This window comes from Pseudomonas sp. PP3 (assembly GCF_905336995.1).
In the GTDB taxonomy this organism is placed as follows: Bacteria; Pseudomonadota; Gammaproteobacteria; order Pseudomonadales; family Pseudomonadaceae; genus Aquipseudomonas; species Aquipseudomonas reinekei.
In genome coordinates, this window is the sequence record NZ_HG995459.1 from 1,070,795 (window position 1) to 1,093,700 (window position 22,906).

The 22,906-nt window shown below is 59.2% G+C and carries 23 protein-coding genes and 1 other RNA gene; 18 read left to right on the forward strand and 6 right to left on the reverse strand.

Annotated elements, in window-relative coordinates:
• Positions 1–162 precede the first annotated feature (162 nt).
• Positions 163–1,158, reverse strand: a complete 996-nt coding sequence (locus KHO07_RS04955) for a GlxA family transcriptional regulator (protein ID WP_007989851.1) — start codon at positions 1,156–1,158, stop codon at positions 163–165.
• 146 nt (positions 1,159–1,304) lie between these two features.
• On the opposite strand from KHO07_RS04955, the gene KHO07_RS04960 reads away from it, so the two are divergent.
• A complete protein-coding gene (locus KHO07_RS04960) occupies positions 1,305–2,441 on the forward strand; it encodes an acyl-CoA dehydrogenase family protein (RefSeq protein ID WP_212626603.1) in 1,137 nt (378 codons plus the stop codon).
• Positions 2,442–2,543: 102 nt separating this feature from the next.
• Here KHO07_RS04960 and KHO07_RS04965 read toward each other — a convergent pair whose 3' ends face one another.
• Positions 2,544–3,584, reverse strand: a complete 1,041-nt coding sequence (locus tag KHO07_RS04965; protein ID WP_212626604.1) for an NADP(H)-dependent aldo-keto reductase — start codon at positions 3,582–3,584, stop codon at positions 2,544–2,546.
• A gap of 245 nt (positions 3,585–3,829) precedes the next feature.
• Here KHO07_RS04965 and rplM point away from each other — a divergent pair, with 245 nt between their 5' ends.
• The 7 genes from rplM to KHO07_RS05000 all read left to right on the forward strand — a co-directional run bounded on the left by rplM (position 3,830) and on the right by KHO07_RS05000 (position 8,719).
• Positions 3,830–4,258, forward strand: coding sequence for a 50S ribosomal protein L13 (gene rplM, locus KHO07_RS04970; RefSeq protein WP_007917032.1), 429 nt, complete (start codon positions 3,830–3,832; stop codon positions 4,256–4,258).
• Between the two features lie 14 nt (positions 4,259–4,272).
• The gene (rpsI, locus tag KHO07_RS04975) at positions 4,273–4,665 is read left to right on the forward strand and encodes a 30S ribosomal protein S9 (RefSeq protein ID WP_003228056.1); all 393 of its coding nucleotides are present in this window, start codon (positions 4,273–4,275) and stop codon (positions 4,663–4,665) included.
• A gap of 268 nt (positions 4,666–4,933) precedes the next feature.
• Positions 4,934–5,527, forward strand: coding sequence for a ubiquinol-cytochrome c reductase iron-sulfur subunit (gene petA / locus KHO07_RS04980; protein ID WP_150733868.1), 594 nt, complete (start codon positions 4,934–4,936; stop codon positions 5,525–5,527).
• A complete protein-coding gene (locus KHO07_RS04985) occupies positions 5,527–6,738 on the forward strand; it encodes a cytochrome bc complex cytochrome b subunit (protein ID WP_150733867.1) in 1,212 nt (403 codons plus the stop codon). The genes petA and KHO07_RS04985 overlap by 1 nt, the downstream gene beginning before the upstream one ends.
• Complete coding sequence (locus tag KHO07_RS04990; protein WP_212626605.1) at positions 6,738–7,520, forward strand: cytochrome c1; 783 nt, start codon at positions 6,738–6,740, stop codon at positions 7,518–7,520. The genes KHO07_RS04985 and KHO07_RS04990 overlap by 1 nt, the downstream gene beginning before the upstream one ends.
• Before the next feature lie 150 nt (positions 7,521–7,670).
• Positions 7,671–8,288 carry a glutathione S-transferase N-terminal domain-containing protein gene (locus KHO07_RS04995; protein WP_056853210.1) on the forward strand — a complete coding sequence of 206 codons (618 nt, stop codon included), beginning with the start codon at positions 7,671–7,673 and terminating at the stop codon, positions 8,286–8,288.
• A 17-nt stretch (positions 8,289–8,305) separates the two neighbouring features.
• On the forward strand, positions 8,306–8,719 hold the full coding sequence (locus KHO07_RS05000) for a ClpXP protease specificity-enhancing factor (protein WP_212626606.1): 414 nt from the start codon (positions 8,306–8,308) through the stop codon (positions 8,717–8,719).
• Between the two features lie 99 nt (positions 8,720–8,818).
• Here the strand turns inward: KHO07_RS05000 and KHO07_RS05005 are convergent, their stop codons facing one another.
• The 4 genes from KHO07_RS05005 to KHO07_RS05020 all read right to left on the reverse strand — a co-directional run bounded on the left by KHO07_RS05005 (position 8,819) and on the right by KHO07_RS05020 (position 12,262).
• The gene (locus tag KHO07_RS05005) at positions 8,819–9,397 is read right to left on the reverse strand and encodes a BON domain-containing protein (RefSeq protein ID WP_008147477.1); all 579 of its coding nucleotides are present in this window, start codon (positions 9,395–9,397) and stop codon (positions 8,819–8,821) included.
• Positions 9,394–9,987 carry a phosphoheptose isomerase gene (locus tag KHO07_RS05010; RefSeq protein WP_007904374.1) on the reverse strand — a complete coding sequence of 198 codons (594 nt, stop codon included), beginning with the start codon at positions 9,985–9,987 and terminating at the stop codon, positions 9,394–9,396. Before KHO07_RS05010 ends, KHO07_RS05005 begins: the two co-directional genes overlap by 4 nt.
• A 101-nt stretch (positions 9,988–10,088) precedes the next feature.
• Positions 10,089–10,451, reverse strand: coding sequence for a YraN family protein (locus KHO07_RS05015; RefSeq protein WP_150733864.1), 363 nt, complete (start codon positions 10,449–10,451; stop codon positions 10,089–10,091).
• Positions 10,451–12,262, reverse strand: coding sequence for a penicillin-binding protein activator (locus tag KHO07_RS05020; RefSeq protein WP_212626607.1), 1,812 nt, complete (start codon positions 12,260–12,262; stop codon positions 10,451–10,453). Before KHO07_RS05020 ends, KHO07_RS05015 begins: the two co-directional genes overlap by 1 nt.
• 209 nt (positions 12,263–12,471) lie before the next feature.
• Between KHO07_RS05020 and rsmI the strand changes: the two genes are divergently transcribed.
• From rsmI to murD, 10 genes are all read left to right on the forward strand, one after another.
• A complete protein-coding gene (gene rsmI, locus KHO07_RS05025; protein WP_150733862.1) occupies positions 12,472–13,344 on the forward strand; it encodes a 16S rRNA (cytidine(1402)-2'-O)-methyltransferase in 873 nt (290 codons plus the stop codon).
• 75 nt (positions 13,345–13,419) lie between these two features.
• An RNA gene (gene rnpB / locus KHO07_RS05030) (RNase P RNA component class A) lies at positions 13,420–13,773 on the forward strand.
• 446 nt (positions 13,774–14,219) lie between these two features.
• On the forward strand, positions 14,220–14,675 hold the full coding sequence (gene mraZ, locus KHO07_RS05035) for a division/cell wall cluster transcriptional repressor MraZ (protein ID WP_007917012.1): 456 nt from the start codon (positions 14,220–14,222) through the stop codon (positions 14,673–14,675).
• Between the two features lie 2 nt (positions 14,676–14,677).
• On the forward strand, positions 14,678–15,619 hold the full coding sequence (rsmH, locus tag KHO07_RS05040; protein WP_150733938.1) for a 16S rRNA (cytosine(1402)-N(4))-methyltransferase RsmH: 942 nt from the start codon (positions 14,678–14,680) through the stop codon (positions 15,617–15,619).
• Positions 15,616–15,909 (forward strand): cell division protein FtsL, encoded by a 294-nt coding sequence (ftsL, locus tag KHO07_RS05045; protein WP_075945622.1) that lies wholly within the window; start codon positions 15,616–15,618, stop codon positions 15,907–15,909. The genes rsmH and ftsL overlap by 4 nt, the downstream gene beginning before the upstream one ends.
• A complete protein-coding gene (locus KHO07_RS05050; RefSeq protein WP_191635237.1) occupies positions 15,909–17,648 on the forward strand; it encodes a penicillin-binding protein 2 in 1,740 nt (579 codons plus the stop codon). The genes ftsL and KHO07_RS05050 overlap by 1 nt, the downstream gene beginning before the upstream one ends.
• Entirely contained in the window at positions 17,648–19,111 is a 1,464-nt protein-coding gene (locus tag KHO07_RS05055; RefSeq protein WP_150733858.1) for a UDP-N-acetylmuramoyl-L-alanyl-D-glutamate--2,6-diaminopimelate ligase, read from the forward strand. Before KHO07_RS05050 ends, KHO07_RS05055 begins: the two co-directional genes overlap by 1 nt.
• Positions 19,104–20,471 (forward strand): UDP-N-acetylmuramoyl-tripeptide--D-alanyl-D-alanine ligase, encoded by a 1,368-nt coding sequence (murF, locus tag KHO07_RS05060; RefSeq protein ID WP_212626608.1) that lies wholly within the window; start codon positions 19,104–19,106, stop codon positions 20,469–20,471. Before KHO07_RS05055 ends, murF begins: the two co-directional genes overlap by 8 nt.
• Positions 20,471–21,553 carry a phospho-N-acetylmuramoyl-pentapeptide-transferase gene (mraY, locus tag KHO07_RS05065; RefSeq protein WP_008005012.1) on the forward strand — a complete coding sequence of 361 codons (1,083 nt, stop codon included), beginning with the start codon at positions 20,471–20,473 and terminating at the stop codon, positions 21,551–21,553. Before murF ends, mraY begins: the two co-directional genes overlap by 1 nt.
• Positions 21,554–21,559: 6 nt before the next feature.
• Positions 21,560–22,906 carry a UDP-N-acetylmuramoyl-L-alanine--D-glutamate ligase gene (gene murD, locus KHO07_RS05070; protein ID WP_212626609.1) on the forward strand — a complete coding sequence of 449 codons (1,347 nt, stop codon included), beginning with the start codon at positions 21,560–21,562 and terminating at the stop codon, positions 22,904–22,906.

Here is a 22,906-nt window from a genome sequence, read left to right on the forward strand (position 1 = left end):
ATGTTTGCAGGGACGTATGTTGGGGATTTGGGGGGTGGGCGTACATGAGCCAAAACGGGTTCGTCGGCGCTCCGTATTCCGGGTTTTGCGTAGGAAAGTGAGTACACCGAGGTGCCCTGCGGGAGCGAGCAGGCTCGCTCCCGCAGGTGGCGGGCTATGGGTTTAAGCCGCTTGCTGGAATTGCTGCCGATACTGGTTCGGCGACAGTTCCGTGTGTTGGCGGAACAGCCGCGCAAAGAAGCTCGCATCGTCATAGCCGACTTCGTAGCTGATGGTCTTGATGCTCTTGCGGCTACCGGACAGCAGGCCCTTGGCGGTTTCGATGCGCAGGCGTTGCAGGTAATGCAACGGCTTGTCGCCGGTGGCGGTCTGGAAGCGGCGCATGAAGTTGCGGATGCTCATGCCGTGCTCGCGGGCGACGTCTTCGAAGCGGAATTTGTCGGCGAAGTGTTCTTCGAGCCAATGCTGGATCTGCAGGATGATCACGTCCTGGTGCAACTTCTGCCCGCCAAAGCCGATGCGCCCCGGCGAATAGCTGCGTTGCACTTCGTAAAGAATGTCCCGCGCCACGGCCTGGGACACATTGGCGCCGCAAAAGCGCTCGATCAGGTAAATGTACAGATCGCATGCCGACGTGGTGCCGCCGGCGCAGTACAGGTTGTCGGCGTCGGTCAGGTGTTTGTCCTGATTGAGTTGAACCTGCGGAAAGCGTTCGGCGAAGGCATTGAAGAAGCGCCAGTAAGTGGTCGCTTCCTTGCCATTGAGCAATCCCGCTTCGGCCAGCCAGAACACACCGGTCGCTTCGCCGCACAGTACCGCGCCGCGCGCATGCTGCTGGCGCAACCAGGGCAGGACTTGCGGATAACGTTTACAGAGGCTGTCGAAATCGTCCCAGAACGCGGGAAGAACGATGATGTCAGCGTTTTCCAGTCCGCCATCTACCGGGATCAACACGTCGCTGAAGGTACTGACCGGTTTGCCGTCGGGGCTGACCAGACGGGTCTCGAACGCCGGTGTCAGGCCCTGGCCCAGTTGTTTGCCGTAGCGCAGGCTGGCGAGATGGAAGAAATCCTTGGCTTGCAGGAGGGTGGAAGCGAAAACCCGGTCAATGGCCAGGATGCTGACGCGCCGTAATGGCGTGGAGGCTTGGTTAGACATAATTCAACTTTATTTTTATAGGGGGAAGTGGTCACCAGACGGCTGGATCGTCTTATTTTTTGTCGGATGTGTCCAGTGTCCTGTATCGGAAGCGAGGCATAGTCTCTGAAGGTCAACTCCTTCTAAAAACAATGAAAAGGTGCCGCATGATCCCGAGAACCCTGTTCAGTTCCGAGCACGAACTTTTCCGTGACAGCGTGCGGACTTTCCTCGAAAAAGAGGCGGTGCCATTCCATGGTCAATGGGAAAAACAGGGCTACATCGATCGCAAGCTCTGGAACAAGGCAGGGGAGGCGGGGATGTTGTGCTCGCACCTGCCGGAAGAATACGGAGGCCTGGGGGCAGACTTTCTTTACAGCGCCGTCGTCATCGAAGAGGTGGGGCGCCTGGGGCTGACCGGTATCGGTTTCTCGCTGCATTCGGACATCGTGGCACCGTACATCCTGCATTACGGCAGTGAAGTGCTGAAACACAAATACCTGCCGAAACTGGTCTCCGGGGAAATGGTCACGGCCATCGCCATGACCGAGCCGGGCGCGGGCTCTGACCTGCAAGGGGTGAAAACCACGGCGGTGCTGGAGGGTGATGAGTACGTGATCAACGGCTCCAAAACCTTTATCACCAACGGTTTTCTTGCGGACCTGGTCATTGTCGTGGCCAAGACCGATCCGAAGGCGGGGGCAAAAGGCACAAGTCTGTTCCTGGTTGAAGCCAACACGCCGGGGTTCGAAAAGGGCAAGCGTCTGGAAAAAGTCGGGATGAAGGCTCAGGACACCTCGGAGCTGTTCTTCCAGGATGTCCGCGTACCGAAGGAGAACCTGCTGGGCCAGGCCGGGATGGGCTTCGCCTACTTGATGCAGGAATTACCGCAGGAACGCCTCAATGTGGCCATTGGCGGTCTGGCTTCGGCCGAGGCGGCGCTGCAATGGACGCTGGATTACACCCGTGATCGCAAGGCATTCGGCAAGGCCATTGCCGACTTCCAGAACACTCGATTCAAACTGGCGGAAATGGCGACGCAAATCCAGATCGGCCGGGTCTTCGTCGATCGCTGCCTGGAGCTGCACCTGCAAGGCAAGCTCGACGTGCCGACGGCGGCGATGGCCAAGTACTGGGGCACTGACCTGCAATGCAAAGTACTCGACGAATGCGTGCAGCTGCATGGCGGCTACGGGTACATGTGGGAATACCCGATTGCACGGGCGTGGGCGGATGCGCGGGTGCAGCGGATTTATGCGGGGACCAACGAGATCATGAAGGAGATCATTGCCCGGTCGCTTTGATCGGGGCGGCAGGACCGATGCCATCGCGGGCAAGCCCGCTCCCACAGGTACAGCTTGATCCTTGTGGGAGCGGGCTTGCCCGCGATTGGATCGATGAATCAATCAAGGCGCAGGATTCGGATGATCCTTGTGTATCGCCTCGATCCCTTCCAGCACTTCATCCGAAAGTATCAGATCAAAACTGGCGATGTTGCTGTCCAGTTGCTCGAGCGTCGTGGCGCCGATGATATTGCTGGTCACGAACGGTTGCTGGGTCACAAACGCCAGCGCCATCTGCGCCGGGTCCAGGCCGTGCTCACGGGCCAAAGCCACATAACGGCTGCAAGCGGCTTCCGACTGTGGGTTGAAATAGCGGCTGAAGCGGCTGTAGAGGCTCAGGCGACCTTTTGGCGGACGCGCGCCACCTTCGTACTTGCCCGACAGGAAACCGAACGCCAGCGGCGAATAGGCCAGCAGGCCGCATTGTTCGCGGATGGCGATTTCCGCGAGGCCGACTTCGAAGCTGCGGTTGAGCAGGTTGTACGGGTTCTGGATCGACACCGCGCGCGGCCAGCCACGGGCTTCGGCGAGGGCGAGGAAACGCATGGTGCCCCACGGTGTTTCGTTGGACAGGCCAATATGGCGGATCTTGCCGGCCTTGACCTGTTCGTCCAGCGCTTCGAGGGTGTCTTCCAGTGGCGTCAGGTTGGCTTCGATCTTGTGTTTGTAGCCCAGCTGACCGAAGAAGTTGGTGCTGCGTTCCGGCCAGTGCAACTGGTACAGGTCGATGTAGTCAGTCTGCAAGCGCTTGAGGCTGGCATCCACGGCTTCGGTGATGTGCTGTCGGTTGTGACGCAGGTTTTTGTCGCGGATGTAGTCGATCGTGTTGCCGGGGCCGGCGATCTTGCTGGCCAGGATCCAGTCGGCACGATCACCGCGGCTTTTGAAGTAATTGCCGATGTAGCGTTCGGTGGTGGCGTAGGTTTCGGCCTTGGGCGGCACCGGATACATCTCGGCGGTGTCGATGAAGTTGATCCCGGCGCTCTTGGCCCGCTCGATCTGGGCGAAGGCGTCTGCCTCGCTGTTTTGCTCGCCCCAGGTCATGGTTCCGAGGCAGAGGGCACTCACATTCAGATTGGTCCGGCCTAGCTGGCGATAGTCCATCGGGTGCTCCTTGGGCAAAACAATCATAAAAGCAGGTTGAATTATTTTTCGCAATCTGCATAATTGCGCACCTCTTTCTGCAGTGGAAGTGATGCGCCGCCGCCGAAGAATCTTGCCGTTGAACGGACGCGCCGACCCGAGCCCCCGAAAGCGTCTGTATCCGGCTGCCTTTGACTTGTCAAAGTACGCACTATTCAGTAAGATCCGCCGTCTAATTTACAGGGCGGCCCCTGAGGCTATAAAGAATGAAAACTTTTACTGCTAAACCGGAAACAGTAAAGCGCGACTGGTTTGTCGTCGACGCTGCTGGTCAGACCCTGGGTCGTCTGGCCACCGAAATCGCGAGCCGTCTGCGTGGCAAGCACAAGCCTGAGTACACTCCTCACGTTGACACCGGCGACTACATCGTCGTAATCAACGCTGAGCAGATCCGTGTTACCGGTGCTAAAACCACTGACAAAATGTACTACTCCCACTCCGGTTTCCCGGGCGGCATCAAGTCGATCAACTTTGAAAAGCTGATCGCCAAGGCCCCTGAGCGCGTGATCGAGACCGCGGTTAAAGGCATGCTGCCTAAAAACCCACTGGGTCGCGACATGTACCGTAAGCTGAAAGTCTATGCGGGCGCTGCACACCCACATACTGCTCAGCAGCCCCAAGAACTGAAGTTTTAACGGAATAGTACATTATGTCGGCGACTCAAAATTACGGCACTGGCCGTCGCAAGACCGCAACCGCACGCGTTTTCCTGCGTCCGGGTACTGGTAACATCTCCATCAACAACCGTTCGCTGGATAACTTCTTCGGCCGCGAAACTGCCCGCATGGTAGTTCGTCAGCCGCTGGAGCTGACTGAGACTGTCGAGAAATTCGACATCTACGTCACCGTGATCGGTGGTGGTGTAAGTGGTCAAGCTGGCGCAATCCGCCACGGCATCACTCGCGCTCTGATGGATTACGACGAGACTCTGCGCAGCGCTCTGCGTAAAGCCGGCTTCGTAACCCGCGATGCACGTGAAGTTGAACGTAAGAAAGTTGGTCTGCGTAAAGCGCGTAAGCGTCCGCAGTACTCGAAGCGTTAATTCGCTTCCACGTTCAAAAAAGAACGCCCGGATTCCTCACGGAACCGGGCGTTTTTTTATGTGTGCGATTTATCAAAGAATTGCGCTGTGACAACTTGCCACATCCGTAGACCCCCTATACTGCAAGGCTTGGCAGTGGTGCCTCAGGGTAATTACCTTGTCAGAATTGGGGCTTTTCATTACCATTCGGCAAAATTTTTATAAGTGCATAGATTTACTTAGTAGATGCCTGATTTAACAGGCCACAAAGCTGATGGGAGAGGACTGAATGAGCAATGACGGCGTGAATGCAGGCCGGCGTCGCTTCTTGGTAGCAGCCACATCCGTGGTGGGTGCTGCAGGAGCGGTGGGGGCTGCGGTCCCGTTCGTGGGGTCATGGTTTCCCAGTGCCAAGGCGAAAGCCGCAGGTGCACCGGTGAAAGTGAATGTCAGCAAAATCGAGCCAGGCCAGCAGATGATTGCTGAGTGGCGCGGTCAGCCGGTATTTATCGTCCGCCGTACACAGGAAATCCTGGGGAATCTGAAGAAGATCGAGGGCCAGCTGTCTGACCCGGACTCCAAGAACTCGACACAACCGACCTATGTCGACCCGGAAATGCGGTCGATCAAACCTGAAATCCTGCTGCTGATCGGTATCTGCACCCACCTGGGTTGCTCGCCGACATTCCGTCCCGAAGTGGCGCCTGCTGATCTGGGCAAGGACTGGGTCGGTGGTTATTTCTGCCCTTGCCACGGCTCCCACTACGATTTGGCTGGCCGCGTCTACAAGTCGCAACCTGCGCCTTTGAACCTGCCAGTTCCCCCGCATTCCTATGAGACCGATGACGTCATTGTCATTGGCGTCGATACGGAGAAAGCGTGATGAGCAAGTTCATGGATTGGGTTGATGCGCGCTTTCCCGCAACCAAAATGTGGGAAGACCATCTCAGCAAGTATTACGCCCCGAAGAACTTCAACTTCTTCTATTTCTTTGGTTCCCTGGCGCTGCTCGTTCTGGTCAACCAGATCGTCACCGGTGTCTGGCTGACCATGAGCTACACCCCGTCGGCTGAAGAGGCATTTGCTTCCGTCGAATACATCATGCGCGACGTCGAGTACGGCTCGATCCTGCGTCTGCTGCACTCCACTGGCGCTTCGGCGTTCTTCATCGTGGTCTATCTGCACATGTTCCGTGGCTTGCTCTACGGTTCGTACCAGAAGCCGCGTGAGCTGGTGTGGGTCTTCGGCATGCTGATCTACCTGGCGCTGATGGCCGAAGCCTTCATGGGTTACCTGCTGCCTTGGGGTCAGATGTCGTACTGGGGGGCCCAGGTGATCATCTCGCTGTTCGGTGCGATCCCGGTCATCGGTAACGACCTGACCCAGTGGATTCGTGGTGACTACCTGATTTCCGGTATTACCCTGAACCGCTTCTTCGCCCTGCACGTGGTTGCCTTGCCGATCGTGATTCTAGGCCTGGTGGTGCTGCACGTTCTGGCGCTGCATGAAGTGGGCTCGAACAACCCTGACGGCGTGGACATCAAGAAACACAAAGACGAAAACGGCGTACCGCTGGACGGCATTGCCTTCCACCCGTACTACACCGTTAAAGATATCGTCGGCGTGGTGGTGTTCCTGTTCATCTTCTGCTCGATCGTGTTCTTCTTCCCGGAAATGGGCGGGTACTTCCTCGAGAAACCGAACTTTGAGCAGGCAAACCCGTTCAAGACGCCTGAACATATTGCTCCGGTCTGGTACTTCACCCCGTTCTACGCGATTCTGCGGGCGGTTCCGGACAAGCTCCTGGGCGTTATCGCCATGGGCGCGGCCATTGCGGTGCTGTTCGTCCTGCCATGGCTGGACCGCAGTCCGGTCAAGTCGATGCGTTACAAAGGCTGGCTGAGCAAGATCTGGCTGGTGGTGTTCTGCATCTCGTTCGTGATCCTGGGCGTGTTGGGTGTACTGGCTCCGACTCCAGGTCGTACGTTGCTGTCGCAGGTCTGCACGTTCCTGTACTTCGCCTACTTCATTCTGATGCCGTTCTACACCAGGCTCGAGAAGACCAAACCGGTTCCGGAAAGGGTGACTGGCTGATGAAAAAACTATTTGCTGTATTGATGCTTGCGGCGCTGCCGGTATTCGCTTTCGCTGCTGGGGGCGGTGGTCCGGAGCTGGAAAAAGTCGACATCGACGTCTCCGACAAAGCTGCCATGCAGGATGGTGCGCGCACGTTCGCCAACTACTGCATGGGCTGCCACAGCGCCAAGTTCCAGCGTTATGAGCGTGTTGCCGATGACCTGGGCATTCCTCACGAACTGATGCTCGAAAAGCTGGTGTTCACCGGCGCCAAGATCGGCGACCACATGAACATCGGCATGCAGCCGGCTGACGCCAAGGCCTGGTTCGGTGCGGCTCCGCCCGACCTGACCCTGGTTGCCCGTGTTCGCGGCACCGACTGGCTCTACGGTTACCTGAAGTCGTTCTATGAAGACCCGTCGCGTCCTTGGGGTGTGAACAACAAGGTTTTCCCGAACGTCGGTATGCCTAACGTTCTGGTTGGGCTGCAAGGTCGTCAGGTGGTCGGTTGCAAACAGGTTCAGATCGTCGAAGACGGCAAGAAGCAATATGATCCGCTGACCGGTACCGCGCTGACTCATGAAGCGTGCGATCAGCTGACCATTGTGCCGAAAAGTGGTGCTTTGACCGAAGAGCAGTTCGATGAGAAGGTCAAGAATCTGGTAACCTTCCTGGCTTACTCGGCTAACCCGGTTAAGCTGCAACATCAGCGCATCGGTACGTATGTATTGCTGTACCTCGCGTTCTTCTTCGTATTCGCCTACTTGCTCAAGCGCGAATACTGGAAAGATGTGCACTGATAAAGCTTTAAGCAATTGCTGTTAATCGCGCGCGCCCAAGGGCGCCTCTGAAAATGTAACGAGCCTGGTGTTCCAGGCGTTACGGGAGGCGCCCTCTGGGCGCGCTCGTTTTTCCGCTTCCGATAATTTCTACAAGCGAGGAGGATCGCCATGGGCGTGACCAATCGGTTGGCCTGTTACTCCGACCCCGCCGACCACTATTCCCACCGAGTGCGAATCGTACTGGCAGAGAAGGGTGTCAGCGCCGAGATCATTTACGTTGAAGCTGGCCGTCAGCCGCCTAAACTGATCGAAGTGAACCCTTATGGCAGCTTGCCCACCCTGGTCGATCGTGACCTGGCGTTGTGGGAGTCAACGGTGGTGATGGAATATCTGGATGAGCGTTACCCGCACCCGCCGCTACTGCCGGTTTATCCTGTGGCGCGTGCCAATAGCCGTCTGCTGATGCACCGCATTCAGCGGGACTGGTGTGGTCTGGTGGATCTGATTCTGGATTCGCGGACCAAAGAAGCGGCGCGTGTCGTGGCGCGCAAAGAACTGCGTGAAAGCCTGACGGGCGTTTCGCCGTTGTTCGCCGACAAGCCGTTTTTCCTCAGTGAGGAACAAAGTCTGGTGGATTGCTGCCTATTACCAATACTCTGGCGATTGCCGATCCTGGGTATAGAACTGCCGCGGCCAGCCAAGCCGCTGCTTGATTACATGGAGCGCCAGTTTGCGCGTGAGGCTTTCCAGGCGAGTCTGTCTGGTGTCGAACGCGATATGCGCTAAAGGCTTAAGGAGCCGCTATGAACTCCAGTCGACCTTATCTGGTCCGCGCGCTCTACGAGTGGATTGTTGATAACGATTGCACCCCGCACATGCTGGTGAACTCCGAGTATCCCTCGGTGCAGGTTCCGCAGGGTTTTGCCAGTGACGGGCAGATTGTCCTGAACGTATCGCCACAAGCGGTGCGTCATCTGCACATGGATAACGAGGCGGTAAGCTTCGAAGGCCGCTTTGGTGGTGTGCCACATACGCTGTACGTGCCTATCGCATCGATCCTGGGTATCTACGCCCGGGAGAATGGCCAGGGCATGGTGTTTGATCTGGAATCGCCTATGGACGACGAGGAAGAGATCGAGCCGGATGATGATATTCCGCCGCCCGACAGCGAGCCGCCGCGTCCCAGCGGTCGACCCAGTTTGAAGGTGGTGAAGTAATAAAAAAGGCGATCCGAATGGATCGCCTTTTTTATTACTGCAGGACCCGGCTTGCTGGCGATAGCGATTTCAAGATCGCCATCGCCATCGCCGAGAGGGTCAGTCGATGTACTCAAACAGTTTCACAATCTTCTGCACGCCAGAGACGCCCTGCACCAGATTGGTCGCCTGGGCGGCTTCCTGTTTGGTCAGCAAGCCCAGCAGGTAAACGATGCCGTTCTCGGTGACAACCTTGATCCGCGAGCCCGGAATGTTCGGATCGGTGAGCATCTGCGTCTTGATCTTGGAGGTCAGCCAGGTGTCGTTCTGGCGGGCCAGGAAGCCGGAGGGTGGGAGAACCTGCAGTTCGTTGTGCACCGTCTTCACGCGCTGAACAGCCGCGGCGGCCTGTTCGGCCTTGGCCTTGAGGTCGGCACGCGGGGTTTGGCCGGCAAGCAGCACTACGCCGTTGAAGCTGGTCACGACGATGTGCGAGTCGTTATCCAGGGCCGGGTCGGCCTTGGCGATGTTCACGCCGACCTTGGTGTCGATCAGCGAGTCGTCGATCTTGCTGCCGAAAGTGCGGGTACCGCGGTCGTCTTCAATGGGGGCTTCTCGGCTGGCATTAACCACCGAGGTGCAGCCGCTGATGCCGAGGCACAGGGTCAGGGCCAGTAGGCCGAGGCGATTAGGGGTCATTCTTCACTCCCGAACAGTTGGCTGTCGATCAAGTCGCAAAGGCAGTGGATCGCCAGCAGGTGGACTTCTTGAATGCGTGCGGTGACGTTGGCGGGTACGCGAATCTCCACGTCCTCGGGCAACAGCAGCGACGCCATGCCGCCGCCATCGCGACCGGTCAATGCTACGACAATCATTTCGCGATCATGTGCGGCCTGGATCGCCTGAATTATGTTTGCCGAGTTGCCGCTGGTGGAAATCGCCAGCAATACGTCGCCCGGTTGGCCCAGGGCGCGGATCTGCTTGGAGAAGATTTCGTTGTAGCTGTAATCGTTGGCGATCGAGGTGATCGTCGAGCTGTCGGTGGTCAGTGCGATGGCCGGCAGGCTCGGGCGCTCGCGTTCGAAGCGGTTGAGCAGCTCCGACGAGAAGTGCTGGGCATCACCGGCAGAACCGCCATTGCCGCAGGAGAGCATTTTGCCTTCGTTGAGCAGTGCGTTGACCATGACCTGGCTGGCTTGCTCGATGTGCGGTGCAAGTACGTCCATCGCCTGTTGCTTGGTGTCGATGCTGGCCTGAAAAAGCTGGCGAATTCTGGATTGCATGTCCATCTGTGTGACCTTAATGAGCGCGGCTGTCCGGCACGTGAAAGTGCAGCCCGCAAAACAAAGAGCAAAAATGTTGGATTGTATCCGCTTCGTGGCGCAGGCGATCAGCTGTCGAAGGCATTCTGCAACCAGTTCAGTTGATCGAGGTTGCTGTCGATGGCAACCACGTCGAAACGGCAAGGGGAATTGGCCCAGCGCGACTCGCGCTGAAGAAAATACTGCGCGGCAAAAATCAGTTTCTGCCGTTTGCGCTCATCAATGCTATCGAGCGCGCCACCCCATTGAGTGTTTTTTCTGTAGCGAACTTCAACGAATACTACTGTATCGCCATCAAGCATGACCAGATCAAGCTCGCCGCGTTTACACAACCAGTTCTGCGCCAGCAGGCGCAGACCTTGTTGTAGAAGATGCTCGAGCGCATGGCGCTCGGCATCTTTACCGCTTTGCTGGCGTGACCTGTCAGGCATCAGCGTGGCGTGTTCGGCAGGCGTTGAACCTGACCGTTGACGAACTCGGCCCACGGCAACTGCCGCACGACGCGCTGGTTCTGGGTCATGCTCAGGCTGCCCGACTGGCCTTCGATGCGGCTGTCCGGCAGGGCCTTGAGTTGGCCCAGGCGTGGCGCCAGGCGATAGGCGTCGACACCCATTGCATACAAACGACCCAGGCTGCCGGCGGCTTGTGGCCATTGCGCCGTGACTTGTTGGCGCAGCGGATCATTCGCGTCCAAAAGCCATGGGGTTTCGCAGAAGCGAATGCCGTTCATGTCGTTGTACTGGTTCACATCACCGCTGGCGCTGAACACGTGGGAAGTGGCGTAGACCGGAACGTCACCGGCGTACTGGAAGTTCAGGGTTGGCTTGATCTGTTGCGCTTGTTGCGGCGTGGCGGCGAGGAAGATGAACTCGATGTCCTGACGACGCGAAGGCTGGGCAGCGACCGTAGAACCTACGGTGCTTTGCAGGCTCTTGGCGCGGCCTTCGCTCTGGCGCAGCTGGAACATGTCGGCAATCTGCTGGGCCAGTTGAACGGGTTGGTCAACACGCTCGGTGGCAACGATGCTGCCGCCATTGGCTTGCCAGTCCTGGCTGAACGCCCTGAGTACGCGGTCGCCCCATTCGCCTTTCGGCACCATGATGGCAGCACGATGCAGGCCGTCGGCGCGAGCGCGGCGGGACACTTCGCGGGCTTCGTCTTCAGCGGCAAGGCCGAACTGGAACAGCTGCGCCGGACCTTGTTCGCCTTCGCTGTAGTTCAGCGCCAGGGTAGGGAGCGGCAGTTGCGGGCGAGTGCTCAGCTGTTTGACCAGCGGCTTCTCCAGCGGGCCGACGACCAGTTGCACGCCGTCTGCCTGGGCTTTGCGGTAGAACTCGTCGAGGGAGGTCAGGCGCGAGCTGTCATAGAACTCGATGGCTGGCGGCTTCTGCCCGGCTTGTTGCGCCTGATAGTGAGCGGCCATGAAACCTTCGCGCAGTGCTTTGCCCACGGAGGCCAACGGGCCGTCCTGCGGCAGCAACAGTGCGATTTTGCCCAGGGGCTGACTGGCCAGCTCTTTGAGCTTGGTCAATGGCAGCGGCAACTGAACGGCGGCCGGGTGTTTAGGATTCTGCTCGCGCCAGTTGTCGATGGCAGCCTGTTGCTGTTCCAGGGTGCCGGCAGTTTTCACTGCCAGCGCCAGGCCCATCCAGCCGCCGAGGTCGTTGGTGCTATTGGGCTGCAATTGATCGGTCGGCAGCGAGGCGATCAGTGTCCAGATCGCTTCGTGGTTTTTGCTGGCAGCCTCACCTTTGAGCATCGGTGCGATGAAGATTCGCTCCCGTGCGGCGGCCAGGGTCTGGCCGTCGGCTTCAAGGGCGCGGGCACGAACGGTGCCGGTGCGGATCTGTTGCTCTTCCGGCAGTTCGCCCAGGCGTTGCAGGCTTGGATGGCTCAAGGCCGTCAGCGCGGCTTTCGGCTGGTTGCGAGTCATCGCCAGTTCGGCGGCCAGTGTGCTGGCGAATACCTGCTGGCCGGGCTTGAGTTGTTCCACGGGTACTTGCTGCAGGATTTGCGCGGACTGGGCGGCATTGCCCTGGCGGTAGGTCAGGTCAGCAGCGCTCAGGCGCAACAGCGCAGCGTCTTCCGGCGATTTGCTTTGAGCGGCCTTCTCGAGCAGTTGCTCGATGCTGGCATCCGGGGTCCGTGGAAGTTCGCCAAGGCTGGAGGAGGGCGAGCTGGCGCAAGCCGCCAGCAAGGCAGCGAGGCAGAGGGCAGTAAACAGCCGCAGGCAAGCGATCATGTAAGTGTTCCTGATACTCGATCAAATTAGCGTGGAATTGTACCCAAGCACTGGCCGGGGCGCGATGTTAGTGGCGTGAATCGATCAATTTAGCTTGCGCAAATGTTCCCGTGCGGCACAAAAGGCGGCAAAAGCGAGTGTTGCTCGCGCGCATCGCGAGTGTCGCTACGGGTTACAATGGCCGCTTTATCGATCATGAGGTGTGCGCTTTGACTGCTCCAGGTGCTTTGAATTCCGCTGCTGGCTCGCTTTATGTGGTGGCGACGCCCATCGGCAACCTGGACGACATCAGTGCGCGCGCGCTGAAGATCCTGCGCGAAGTTGCCTTGATCGCCGCCGAGGACACTCGCCATTCCCAGCGTTTGATGCAGCACTTCGGTATTCCGACGCCGCTGGCGGCGTGCCATGAGCACAACGAGCGCGATGAAGGTAGTCGCTTTATTACCCGTCTGCTCGCGGGTGACGATGTGGCGCTGATCTCCGATGCCGGCACGCCGCTGATTTCCGACCCTGGTTATCATCTGGTGCGCCAGGCCCGCGCTGCCGGGATCAACGTGGTGCCGGTGCCGGGCGCCTGCGCTCTGGTGGCGGCGTTGTCAGCAGCCGGGTTGCCGTCTGACCGTTTTATCTTTGAAGGCTTTCTGCCGGCCAAGGCTGTGGGGCGGCGTGCGCGTCTTGAGTTGGTAAAGGAAGAGCCGCGCACACTGATTTTCTACGAAGCGCCGCACCGCATCCTGGAATGTTTGCAGGACATGGAACTGGTGTTTGGACCTGAGCGTCCGGCATTGCTGGCTCGCGAATTGACTAAAACCTTTGAAACGCTCAAAGGGTTGCCGCTGGCTCAATTGCGCGAGTTTGTCGAGTCGGACAGCAATCAGCAGCGCGGCGAATGCGTGGTGCTGGTCGCTGGCTGGACGGCGCCCGAGTCAGAAGACGCGGTCAGCAGCGAGGCCATGCGCGTTCTCAACCTGTTGCTCGAAGAAATGCCGCTCAAGCGGGCGGCGGCATTGGCGGCGCAAATTACCGGCGAGCGTAAGAATGTTCTTTATCAGGTCGCACTGGATAAACAGAAAAGCGAGTGAAACCCGACGCGCAGGCGTCCTCGAAGGCTTTTAGCGCTTGTTCTTCGGGCGCTCTGCCGTTAACCTGCGCGGCGGAGAGTCGATCGGACAGTCGCTGCCCTCTATGAAAATTAGGGGGGGGAGGAAAGTCCGGGCTCCATAGGGCGAAGTGCCAGGTAATGCCTGGGAGGCGTGAGCCTACGGAAAGTGCCACAGAAAATAACCGCCTAAGCGCTTCGGCGCCGGTAAGGGTGAAAAGGTGCGGTAAGAGCGCACCGCACGTCTGGCAACAGTTCGTGGCTAGGTAAACCCCACTTGGAGCAAGACCAAATAGGGTCCCAAGGCGTGGCCCGCGCTGGGACCGGGTAGGTTGCTAAAGATGTCCAGTGATGGCCATCGTAGACGAATGACTGTTCAAGACAGAACCCGGCTTACAGATCGACTCTCCACCTTTTTCTTCCCTCTGCTTAAACATTGAGCAGGGTCCTGGTGATAGCAATTTCCCTCCTCTCGGAGTCGCCAGGAGAAGCGCTTTTGTGATATCGATTAGCCCACGCATTTAGTGATCGCAATAACTCCACGCAGCACAGGTTTCCCTCCTTTAAGAATCGTCGGCAGAAGCACTTTCGTAATACCAAAAAAATCTTACTCTTAATAAATTACTTTAACTTTCGAACGCAGCCTTCCGTGCTGATTCAAGTTATTGGTCGGTTTCATCCGCCAGATTCTCGTTACCCCTCCTTTTATGCTCCTAAATCTCAGTTCTGTAAGGGTTTTCCTTTAATGCGCGCCTTGACGGTGTGGTGGGCGCATTCCTATAGTGTGCGCAAGTGGCGGAAAGTGGCATGAAGTGGGTTTTTTGAACGCAAAACGCTAATATTTGGAGAAACGCTGACGTGTTTCGCGGAGCCAACGCAATCAGTCTCGATGCAAAGGGCCGTCTCGCTATGCCGAGCCGGTACCGTGACGAGCTCGATTCGCGTAGTTCCGGGCAATTGATCGTCACCATTGATGCCGTTGATCCGTGTTTGTGTGTTTACCCCCTCGATGAGTGGGAAATTATTGAAACCAAACTGCGCGCACTGCCTTCGCTTCGCGAAGAGAACCGCCGCCTGCAACGTTTACTGATTGGTAATGCCGTCGACCTCGAGCTCGATGGCAGTGGTCGTTTTCTGGTTCCGCCGCGTCTTCGTGAATATGCCAAGTTGGATAAGCGCGCGATGTTGGTAGGCCAACTGAACAAGTTCCAATTGTGGGACGAGGATGCCTGGAATGCGGTTTCTGCCGCTGACCTGGCTGCTATTCAACAACCGGGCGCGATGCCTGATGAACTGCGTGATTTGATTCTGTGACTATTGATAGCGGCTTTAACCACATCACCGTACTGCTTGACGAAGCCGTCGAGGCTCTCGCCGTACGTCCTGATGGCTGCTATCTGGATGGCACGTTCGGGCGCGGCGGGCACAGCCGGTTGATCCTCAGCCAGCTCGGTCCCGATGGTCGGTTGCTCGGATTTGACAAAGATCCTCAAGCGATTGCCACCGGGCAAACGCTAGCGGCCGAAGACGGCCGCTTTGTCGTTGTGCAGCGCAGCTTTGCCGAGCTCGGTTCCGAAGTGGCCGAGCGCGGCATGACCGGCAAAGTCAGCGGTATTTTGCTCGACCTCGGCGTCTCTTCGCCGCAGCTCGACGACCCGGAGCGCGGCTTCAGTTTCCTCAACGATGGACCTTTGGACATGCGCATGGACCCGTCCCGCGGGATCAGCGCTGCCGAGTTCGTCAACACCGCACCGGTGGAAGAAATTGCCCGCGTATTCAAGGAATACGGCGAAGAGCGTTTCTCTGGTCGCATGGCCCGTGCCGTGGCCGAGCGTCGTGATATCAAGCCGTTCGAGCGCACTGCCGATCTGGCCGAAGTCTTGAAAGTCGCCAACCCTGCCTGGGAAAAAGGTAAAAACCCTGCAACCCGCGCGTTCCAGGGCCTGCGTATTCACGTCAACAACGAACTGGGTGATCTGGAAACCGGCCTCGAAGCTGCTCTGGAGTGCCTGGAGGTCGGTGGTCGGCTGGTGGTCATCAGTTTCCATTCGCTGGAAGACCGCATCGTCAAACTGTTCATGCGCAAGCTGGTGAAAGGCGAAGCCGACAACCTGCCGCGCAACCTGCCGGTTCGGCACGTCGCCTTCGAACCGAAAATCAAAGTCCATGGCAAAGCGCAGACGGCCTCCGACGCCGAACTCAAAGCCAACCCACGTTCCCGTAGCGCTGTCATGCGTGTGGCGGAGAAGTTGCGGTGAGCAAGCTTTTCGCCAAGCCACTTCCCGGCGGAAGCTTTTTCATGCTGCTGTTGTTTGTCGGCGTGCTTGTGTCGGCCATCGGCGTGTCCTACAGCGCGCACTGGAATCGCCAATTGTTGAACTCGCTGTACAACGAGTTGAGCGTGCGCGACAAGGCGCAGGCTGAATGGGGCCGGTTGATTCTGGAACAGAGCACCTGGACCGCCCATAGCCGTATCGAAGTGCTGGCCACCGAACAACTGAAAATGCGCATTCCCGGCGCCGCCGACGTGCAGATGGTGGCGCCATGATGAAACTCGAAGGCGCACTCTTTCCGTGGCGTTTCCGTCTGGTGCTGGGTTTGCTCGGCGTCATGGTGGCTGCGATTTGCTGGCGCATCATCGACCTGCAAGTGGTTGACCGTGACTTCCTTAAAGGTCAGGGCGACGCGCGCAGCGTTCGACATATTCCTATTCCGGCTCACCGCGGTCTGATTACCGACCGTAACGGCGAGCCGCTGGCCGTCAGTACGCCGGTGACCACCCTGTGGGCCAACGCCAAGGAAATGCAACAGGCCAAAGAGAAGTGGCCGGCACTCGCCGCCGCGCTCGGGCAAGACCCGAAAGCCCTGGCCGAGCGTCTTGAGGCCCAAGCCAATAAAGAATTCATTTACCTGGTGCGCGGGCTGACGCCTGAGCAGGGTCAGTCTGTGCTCGATCTGAAAGTGCCGGGCGTCTATGGCATCGAAGAATTCCGCCGTTTTTATCCGGCCGGTGAAGTCACCGCGCATATGGTCGGCTTTACCGACATCGACGATCACGGTCGAGAAGGTGTCGAACTGGCTTACGACGAATGGCTGGCCGGGGTGCCGGGCAAGCGTCAGGTGATCAAGGACCGGCGCGGCCGGTTGATCAAAGATGTCCAGGTTACTAAAAACGCCAAGGCCGGAAAGCCCTTGGCGTTGTCCATTGACCTGCGTCTGCAATACCTGGCCAACCGCGAATTGCGCAACGCGATCATCGAGAACGGCGCCAAGGCCGGCAGCCTGGTGATCATGGACGTGAAGACCGGCGAGATTCTCGCCATGGTCAACCAGCCGACCTACAACCCGAACAACCGCCGCAACCTGCAGCCAGCGATGATGCGTAACCGCGCAATGATCGACGTGTTCGAACCGGGTTCGACCATGAAGGCGATTTCCATGAGCGCCGCGATCGAAACCGGCCGCTGGAAACCGACCGACACTGTCGAGGTGTACCCGGGCTCCTTGCAGATCGGCAAGTACACCATCAAGGACGTGTCCAAGACCGAAGGTCCGGTGCTCGACCTGACGGGCATTCTGATCAATTCCAGTAACGTGGGCATGAGTAAGATCGCCTTCGATATCGGTGGCGAGACGATTTTCCGTCTGGCACAGAAAGTCGGCCTCGGCCAGGACACCGGCCTCGGTTTCCCCGGCGAGCGCGTCGGTAACCTGCCGAACTATCGCGAATGGCGCAAGGCCGAGACCGCGACGCTATCCTACGGCTACGGCGTTTCCGTGACCGCGATCCAGTTGGTTCACGCCTTCTCGGCGCTGGCCAACAACGGTCGCCTCGCGCCGTTGACACTGATCAAAACCGACAAAGCGCCGCAAACGACGCAAGTGCTGCCCGAAGCGGTCGCAAAAACCATGCAAACCATGTTGCAACAAGTGATCGAAGCACCGCGCGGCGTGTTCCGTGCGCAGGTGCCGGCGTATCACGTGGGCGGCAAGTCGGGTACTGCACGCAAAACCTCGGTGGGTGCCAAGGGCTACGCCGAAAACTCCTACCGCTCGCTGTTCGCCGGTTTCGGCCCGATGAGCGATCCGCGTTACGCCATCGTGGTAGTCATCGACGAGCCGACCAAGGCCGGTTACTTCGGTGGCCTGGTATCGGCGCCGGTGTTCAGCCGCGTGATGTCCGGCACTCTGCGCCTGATGAACGTCACGCCGGACAACCTGCCACCCACTCAACAAGCGAACGCGACGCCGGTCGTTCCACTGAAAGCCAATGGAGGGCGCGGCTGATGTCTCTAAGTTTGAACAAGATTTTCCCCCACGCCGGCCACGATCTATTGATCCGTGAATTGGCGCTCGACAGCCGCAACGTGCGCGCGGGTGATTTGTTCCTCGCTGTGCCGGGCGGCAAATTCGACGGTCGTGCACACATTGGCGATGCGCTGCAGCGCGGTGCCGCAGCCGTGGCGTATGAAGTAGAAGGCGCCACCGTGCTGCCGATCACTGACGTGCCATTGATTCCGGTCAAAGGCCTGGCTGCGCAGCTGTCGGACATCGCCGGACGCTTTTATGGCGAGCCGAGTCATCATCTGAATCTGGTCGGCGTGACCGGCACCAACGGCAAGACCAGCGTGACCCAGCTGGTTGCCCAGGCGCTGGATCTGCTCGGTCAGCACTGCGGCATCGTCGGCACGCTGGGTTCCGGTTTCTACGGCGCGCTGGAAAGCGGCCTGCACACCACGCCGAATCCGATCGCTGTGCAAGCGACTCTGGGCGACCTGAAAAAGGCCGGTGCCAAAGCTGTCGCCATGGAAGTGTCGTCCCATGGCCTGGATCAGGGCCGTGTCACTGCCTTGGCATTTGATGTGGCGGTGATGACCAACCTGTCCCGCGATCATCTGGATTACCACGGCACCATGCAGGCCTACGGCGAAGCCAAGGCCAAGCTATTCGCCTGGAACGATTTGAAGTGCCGGGTGGTTAACCTCGACGACGATTTCGGCCGGCAACTGGCTGCTGAAAAACGCGAGTCGCGGTTGATCACCTACAGCCTGCTCGACAGCAGCGCCTACCTGTATTGCCGCGAAGCCCAGTTCGACGACGAAGGCGTGCGCGCCACGCTGGTCACGCCTCAGGGCGAGCACCATCTGCGCAGCACCTTGCTCGGTCGTTTCAACCTGAGCAATGTTCTGGCGGCGGTGGGTGCCTTGCTCGGCCTCGACTACGCGCTGGACGAAATTCTCAAGGTGCTGCCGAAACTTGAAGGCCCCGCCGGACGCATGCAGCGTCTCGGTGGCGGTACTCAGCCGTTGGTGGTGGTCGATTACGCCCACACCCCGGATGCCCTGGAAAAAGTCCTGACGGCATTGCGTCCGCACGTCAAAGGTCGGCTGCTGTGCCTGTTCGGCTGTGGCGGTGACCGCGATCGCGGCAAGCGTCCGCTGATGGCCGAAGTGGTCGAGCGCCTGGCCGATGGCGTGCTGGTGACTGACGACAACCCGCGCACCGAAGACCCGGCGATTATTTTCGATGACATCCGTGCCGGTTTCACGGCTGTGGATAAAGTTACCTTCGTGGCTGGCCGTGGCCAGGCGATTGCCCAATTGATCGCCGCCGCGTCTGCGGACGACGTGATCGTGCTGGCGGGTAAAGGTCACGAGGACTATCAGGAAATCAACGGCGAGCGCCATGCCTTCTCCGATCTGGTCGAAGCCGATCATGCGTTGACCGCGTGGGAGGTGGCCCATGCTTAAAGCCTTGAAACTGAGCGAACTGACCGGCGCGCTGAATGCTCGTCTGATTGGCGCCGATGCAAGCTTCGACGGTGTCAGCATCGACAGCCGTGCGATCAGGCCGGGCCAGCTATTCATTGCCCTGACCGGTCCGCGTTTCGATGGTCACGATTATCTGAATGACGTGGCGGCGAAAGGCGCCGTGGCGGCATTGGTCGAGCGCGAAGTCGCCGATAGCACGCTGCCGCAATTGCTGGTCAGCGATACCCGCAAGGCCCTCGGCCAGTTGGGAGCCCTGAACCGCCAGGCCTTCACTCAACCGGTCGCCGCCATTACCGGTTCCAGCGGCAAGACCACGGTCAAGGAAATGCTCGCGAGCATCCTGCGCACCCGCGGTCCGGTGCTGGCGACCCGTGGCAACCTGAACAATGACCTCGGCGCTCCGCTGACCCTGCTCGAACTGGCGCCGGAACACACCGCTGCAGTGATTGAGCTCGGCGCCTCGCGTCTGGGTGAAATTGCCTACACCGTGGGCATGACCAAACCCCACGTGGCCATTCTCAATAACGCCGGGACCGCACACGTTGGCGAGTTCGGCGGGCCGGAAAAAATCGTCGAAGCCAAGGGCGAGATTATCGAAGGGCTGGATGCCGATGGCGTCGCCGTTCTCAATCTTGACGACAAGGCATTCGCTATCTGGAAGGCGCGTGCAGGCGAACGCAAAGTACTGACGTTCGCCTTGAGCAACACCGGCGCCGACTTCTATGCCAGTGACCTGACCACCGATGCCCGGGGTTGCCCGGCGTTCAATCTGCACACGCCTGAAGGTGTGGAGCGCGTGCAATTGAACCTGCTCGGCACCCATAACGTGGCCAACGCGATGGCTGCCGCCGCTGCTGCCCATGCCCTGGGCGTGTCGCTGTTCGGTATCGCCGCCGGTCTTGGCGCCGTGCAGCCGGTCAAGGGCCGTACCGTCGCGCAACTGGCCACTAATGGCATGCGCGTCATTGATGACACTTACAACGCGAACCCCACCTCGATGTGCGCCGCCGTTGATATACTCGCCGGCTTTTCCGGCCGCACCGTTCTGGTGCTCGGGGATATCGGCGAGTTGGGCGATTGGGCGGAGCAGGGGCACCGCGACGTGGGCGAGTACGCCCGTGGCAAGGTTTCTGCGCTATACGCCGTCGGACCCATGATGGTTCACGCCGTCAACGCTTTCGGTCCACAGGCCTTTCATTTCAGCACGCAGGCTGAACTGATCAACGCCTTGGGCGCCGAGCAAGATACAAACACCACTATTTTGATCAAGGGCTCGCGCAGCGCTGCGATGGAAAACATCGTCGCCGCTTTGTGCGGGACCAGTCTGGAGAAACATTAATGCTGCTGCTGCTAGCGGAGTATCTGCAACAGTTCTACAAAGGCTTCGCGGTCTTCCAGTACCTGACCCTGCGCGGGATTCTCGGTGTACTGACCGCGCTGGTTTTGTCGCTGTGCTATGGCCCGTGGATGATCCGCACTTTGCAGAACCGTCAGATCGGCCAGTCCGTTCGTAACGATGGTCCGCAATCGCACCTGTCCAAGTCGGGCACCCCGACCATGGGCGGCGCGCTGATTCTGTCGTCGATCGGCGTCAGCACCCTGCTGTGGGCCGACCTGACCAACCGCTACGTCTGGGTCGTATTGCTGGTGACCTTGCTGTTCGGCGCCATCGGCTGGGTCGATGACTACCGTAAAGTGATCGAGAAGAACTCCCGTGGCTTGCCGAGCCGCTGGAAGTATTTCTGGCAGTCGGTGTTCGGCCTGGGTGCGGCGATCTTCCTTTATATGACCGCTGCCACGCCGGTGGAAACCACGCTGATCCTGCCGATGCTCAAGGACTACAGCATTCCGCTGGGCGCCGGTTTCATCGTCCTGACCTATTTCGTGATCGTCGGTTCGAGCAACGCGGTCAACCTGACCGACGGCCTCGACGGCCTGGCGATCATGCCGACCGTGATGGTTGGCGGTGGCCTGGGCATTTTCTGCTACCTGTCGGGTAACGTGAAATTCGCCGAATACCTGCTGATTCCTTATGTACCCGGCGCGGGCGAGCTGATCGTGTTCTGCGGCGCACTGATCGGTGCGGGCCTGGGGTTCCTGTGGTTCAACACCTACCCGGCGCAAGTCTTCATGGGGGACGTCGGCGCACTGGCGCTGGGCGCGGCCCTGGGCACCATTGCAGTGATCGTCCGTCAGGAAATCGTCCTGTTCATCATGGGCGGCGTGTTCGTGATGGAAACCCTGTCAGTCGTCATACAGGTTGCCTCCTTTAAGCTGACCGGTCGCCGTGTGTTCCGCATGGCACCGATTCACCACCACTTTGAACTCAAGGGCTGGCCCGAGCCGCGCGTGATCGTCCGTTTCTGGATCATCACCGTGATTCTCGTGTTGGTCGGCCTTGCCACCCTGAAGCTGAGGTAGAAACTCGTGTCTCTGATCGCTTCTGACCACTTCCGCATCGTTGTCGGCCTCGGCAAGAGCGGCATGTCCCTGGTTCGCTTCCTGGCGAACCGGGGCGTGGCGTTTGCCGTGGCCGATACGCGGGAAAATCCACCGGAACTGGCCACGCTCAAGCGTGACTATCCGCACGTGGAAGTGCGTTGTGGCGAGCTGGACGTCGAATTCCTGTGCCGTGCCGACGAGCTCTACGTGAGCCCCGGCCTGGCCCTGGCGACCCCGGCCCTGCAGGCTGCCGCCGCCCGTGGCGTGAAATTGTCCGGCGACATCGAACTGTTCGCGCGTAACGCGAAGGCGCCGATCGTGGCCATCAGCGGTTCCAACGCGAAAAGCACCGTGACCACCCTGGTCGGCGAGATGGCGGCTGCGGCCGGCAAGCGTGTCGCCGTCGGTGGCAACCTCGGTACGCCGGCGCTGGACTTGCTCAGCGACGACATCGAGTTGTACGTGATGGAGCTGTCGAGTTTTCAACTGGAAACCACCGATCAGCTCAACGCTGAAGTGGCGACCGTGCTCAACATCAGCGAAGACCACATGGACCGTTACAGCGGTCTGCCGGCCTATCACCTGGCCAAGCACCGGATCTTCCGTGGCGCCAGGCAGTTCGTGGTCAACCGTCAGGATGCCCTGAGCCGTCCCCTGATGGGCGAGGGCCAGCCGTGCTGGACCTTCGGTTTGAGCAAGCCCGATTTCAAGGCGTTCGGTATTCGCGAAGAAGACGGCGAAAAGTACCTGGCCTTCGAGTTCCAGAACCTGATGCCGGTGCGCGAGTTGAAAATTCGTGGCGCACACAACCAGTCCAACGCGTTGGCAGCCCTGGCCCTGGGCCATGCGGTCGGCTTGCCGTTCGATGCCATGCTGTCAGCCCTGCGGACGTTCGCCGGGCTTGAGCATCGCTGCCAGTGGGTACGCGACCTGGATGGTGTGGGTTACTACAACGATTCCAAGGCCACCAACGTCGGCGCTGCATTGGCGGCCATTGAAGGTCTGGGTGCGGACATCGACGGTAAGATCGTGCTGATCGCCGGTGGCGACGGCAAGGGTGCCGAGTTCAAGGACCTGCGCGATCCGGTGGCGGCCAACTGCCGCGCCGTGATCCTGATGGGCCGTGACGCCGACAAGATCGGCGAGGCCATCGGTGATGGTGCGCCGCTGATTCGTGCGAACTCCCTGGTCGAAGCCGTGGCGCAATGCCGTGCCGCTGCCCAACCGGGTGACGTGGTGCTGCTGTCGCCGGCCTGCGCCAGTTTCGACATGTTCAAGAACTACGAAGACCGTGGTCACCAGTTCGTCCAAACCGTGGAGGAACTGGCATGA

Coding starts and splice junctions, on each gene's coding strand:
- KHO07_RS04955 (WP_007989851.1), bottom strand. CDS start 1,158: ATGTCTAACCAAGCCTCCACGCCATTACGGCGCGTCAGCATCCTGGCC.
- KHO07_RS04960 (WP_212626603.1), top strand. CDS start 1,305: ATGATCCCGAGAACCCTGTTCAGTTCCGAGCACGAACTTTTCCGTGAC.
- KHO07_RS04965 (WP_212626604.1), bottom strand. CDS start 3,584: ATGGACTATCGCCAGCTAGGCCGGACCAATCTGAATGTGAGTGCCCTC.
- rplM (WP_007917032.1), top strand. CDS start 3,830: ATGAAAACTTTTACTGCTAAACCGGAAACAGTAAAGCGCGACTGGTTT.
- rpsI (WP_003228056.1), top strand. CDS start 4,273: ATGTCGGCGACTCAAAATTACGGCACTGGCCGTCGCAAGACCGCAACC.
- petA (WP_150733868.1), top strand. CDS start 4,934: ATGAGCAATGACGGCGTGAATGCAGGCCGGCGTCGCTTCTTGGTAGCA.
- KHO07_RS04985 (WP_150733867.1), top strand. CDS start 5,527: ATGAGCAAGTTCATGGATTGGGTTGATGCGCGCTTTCCCGCAACCAAA.
- KHO07_RS04990 (WP_212626605.1), top strand. CDS start 6,738: ATGAAAAAACTATTTGCTGTATTGATGCTTGCGGCGCTGCCGGTATTC.
- KHO07_RS04995 (WP_056853210.1), top strand. CDS start 7,671: ATGGGCGTGACCAATCGGTTGGCCTGTTACTCCGACCCCGCCGACCAC.
- KHO07_RS05000 (WP_212626606.1), top strand. CDS start 8,306: ATGAACTCCAGTCGACCTTATCTGGTCCGCGCGCTCTACGAGTGGATT.
- KHO07_RS05005 (WP_008147477.1), bottom strand. CDS start 9,397: ATGACCCCTAATCGCCTCGGCCTACTGGCCCTGACCCTGTGCCTCGGC.
- KHO07_RS05010 (WP_007904374.1), bottom strand. CDS start 9,987: ATGGACATGCAATCCAGAATTCGCCAGCTTTTTCAGGCCAGCATCGAC.
- KHO07_RS05015 (WP_150733864.1), bottom strand. CDS start 10,451: ATGCCTGACAGGTCACGCCAGCAAAGCGGTAAAGATGCCGAGCGCCAT.
- KHO07_RS05020 (WP_212626607.1), bottom strand. CDS start 12,262: ATGATCGCTTGCCTGCGGCTGTTTACTGCCCTCTGCCTCGCTGCCTTG.
- KHO07_RS05050 (WP_191635237.1), top strand. CDS start 15,909: ATGAAACTCGAAGGCGCACTCTTTCCGTGGCGTTTCCGTCTGGTGCTG.
- KHO07_RS05055 (WP_150733858.1), top strand. CDS start 17,648: ATGTCTCTAAGTTTGAACAAGATTTTCCCCCACGCCGGCCACGATCTA.
- murF (WP_212626608.1), top strand. CDS start 19,104: ATGCTTAAAGCCTTGAAACTGAGCGAACTGACCGGCGCGCTGAATGCT.
- mraY (WP_008005012.1), top strand. CDS start 20,471: ATGCTGCTGCTGCTAGCGGAGTATCTGCAACAGTTCTACAAAGGCTTC.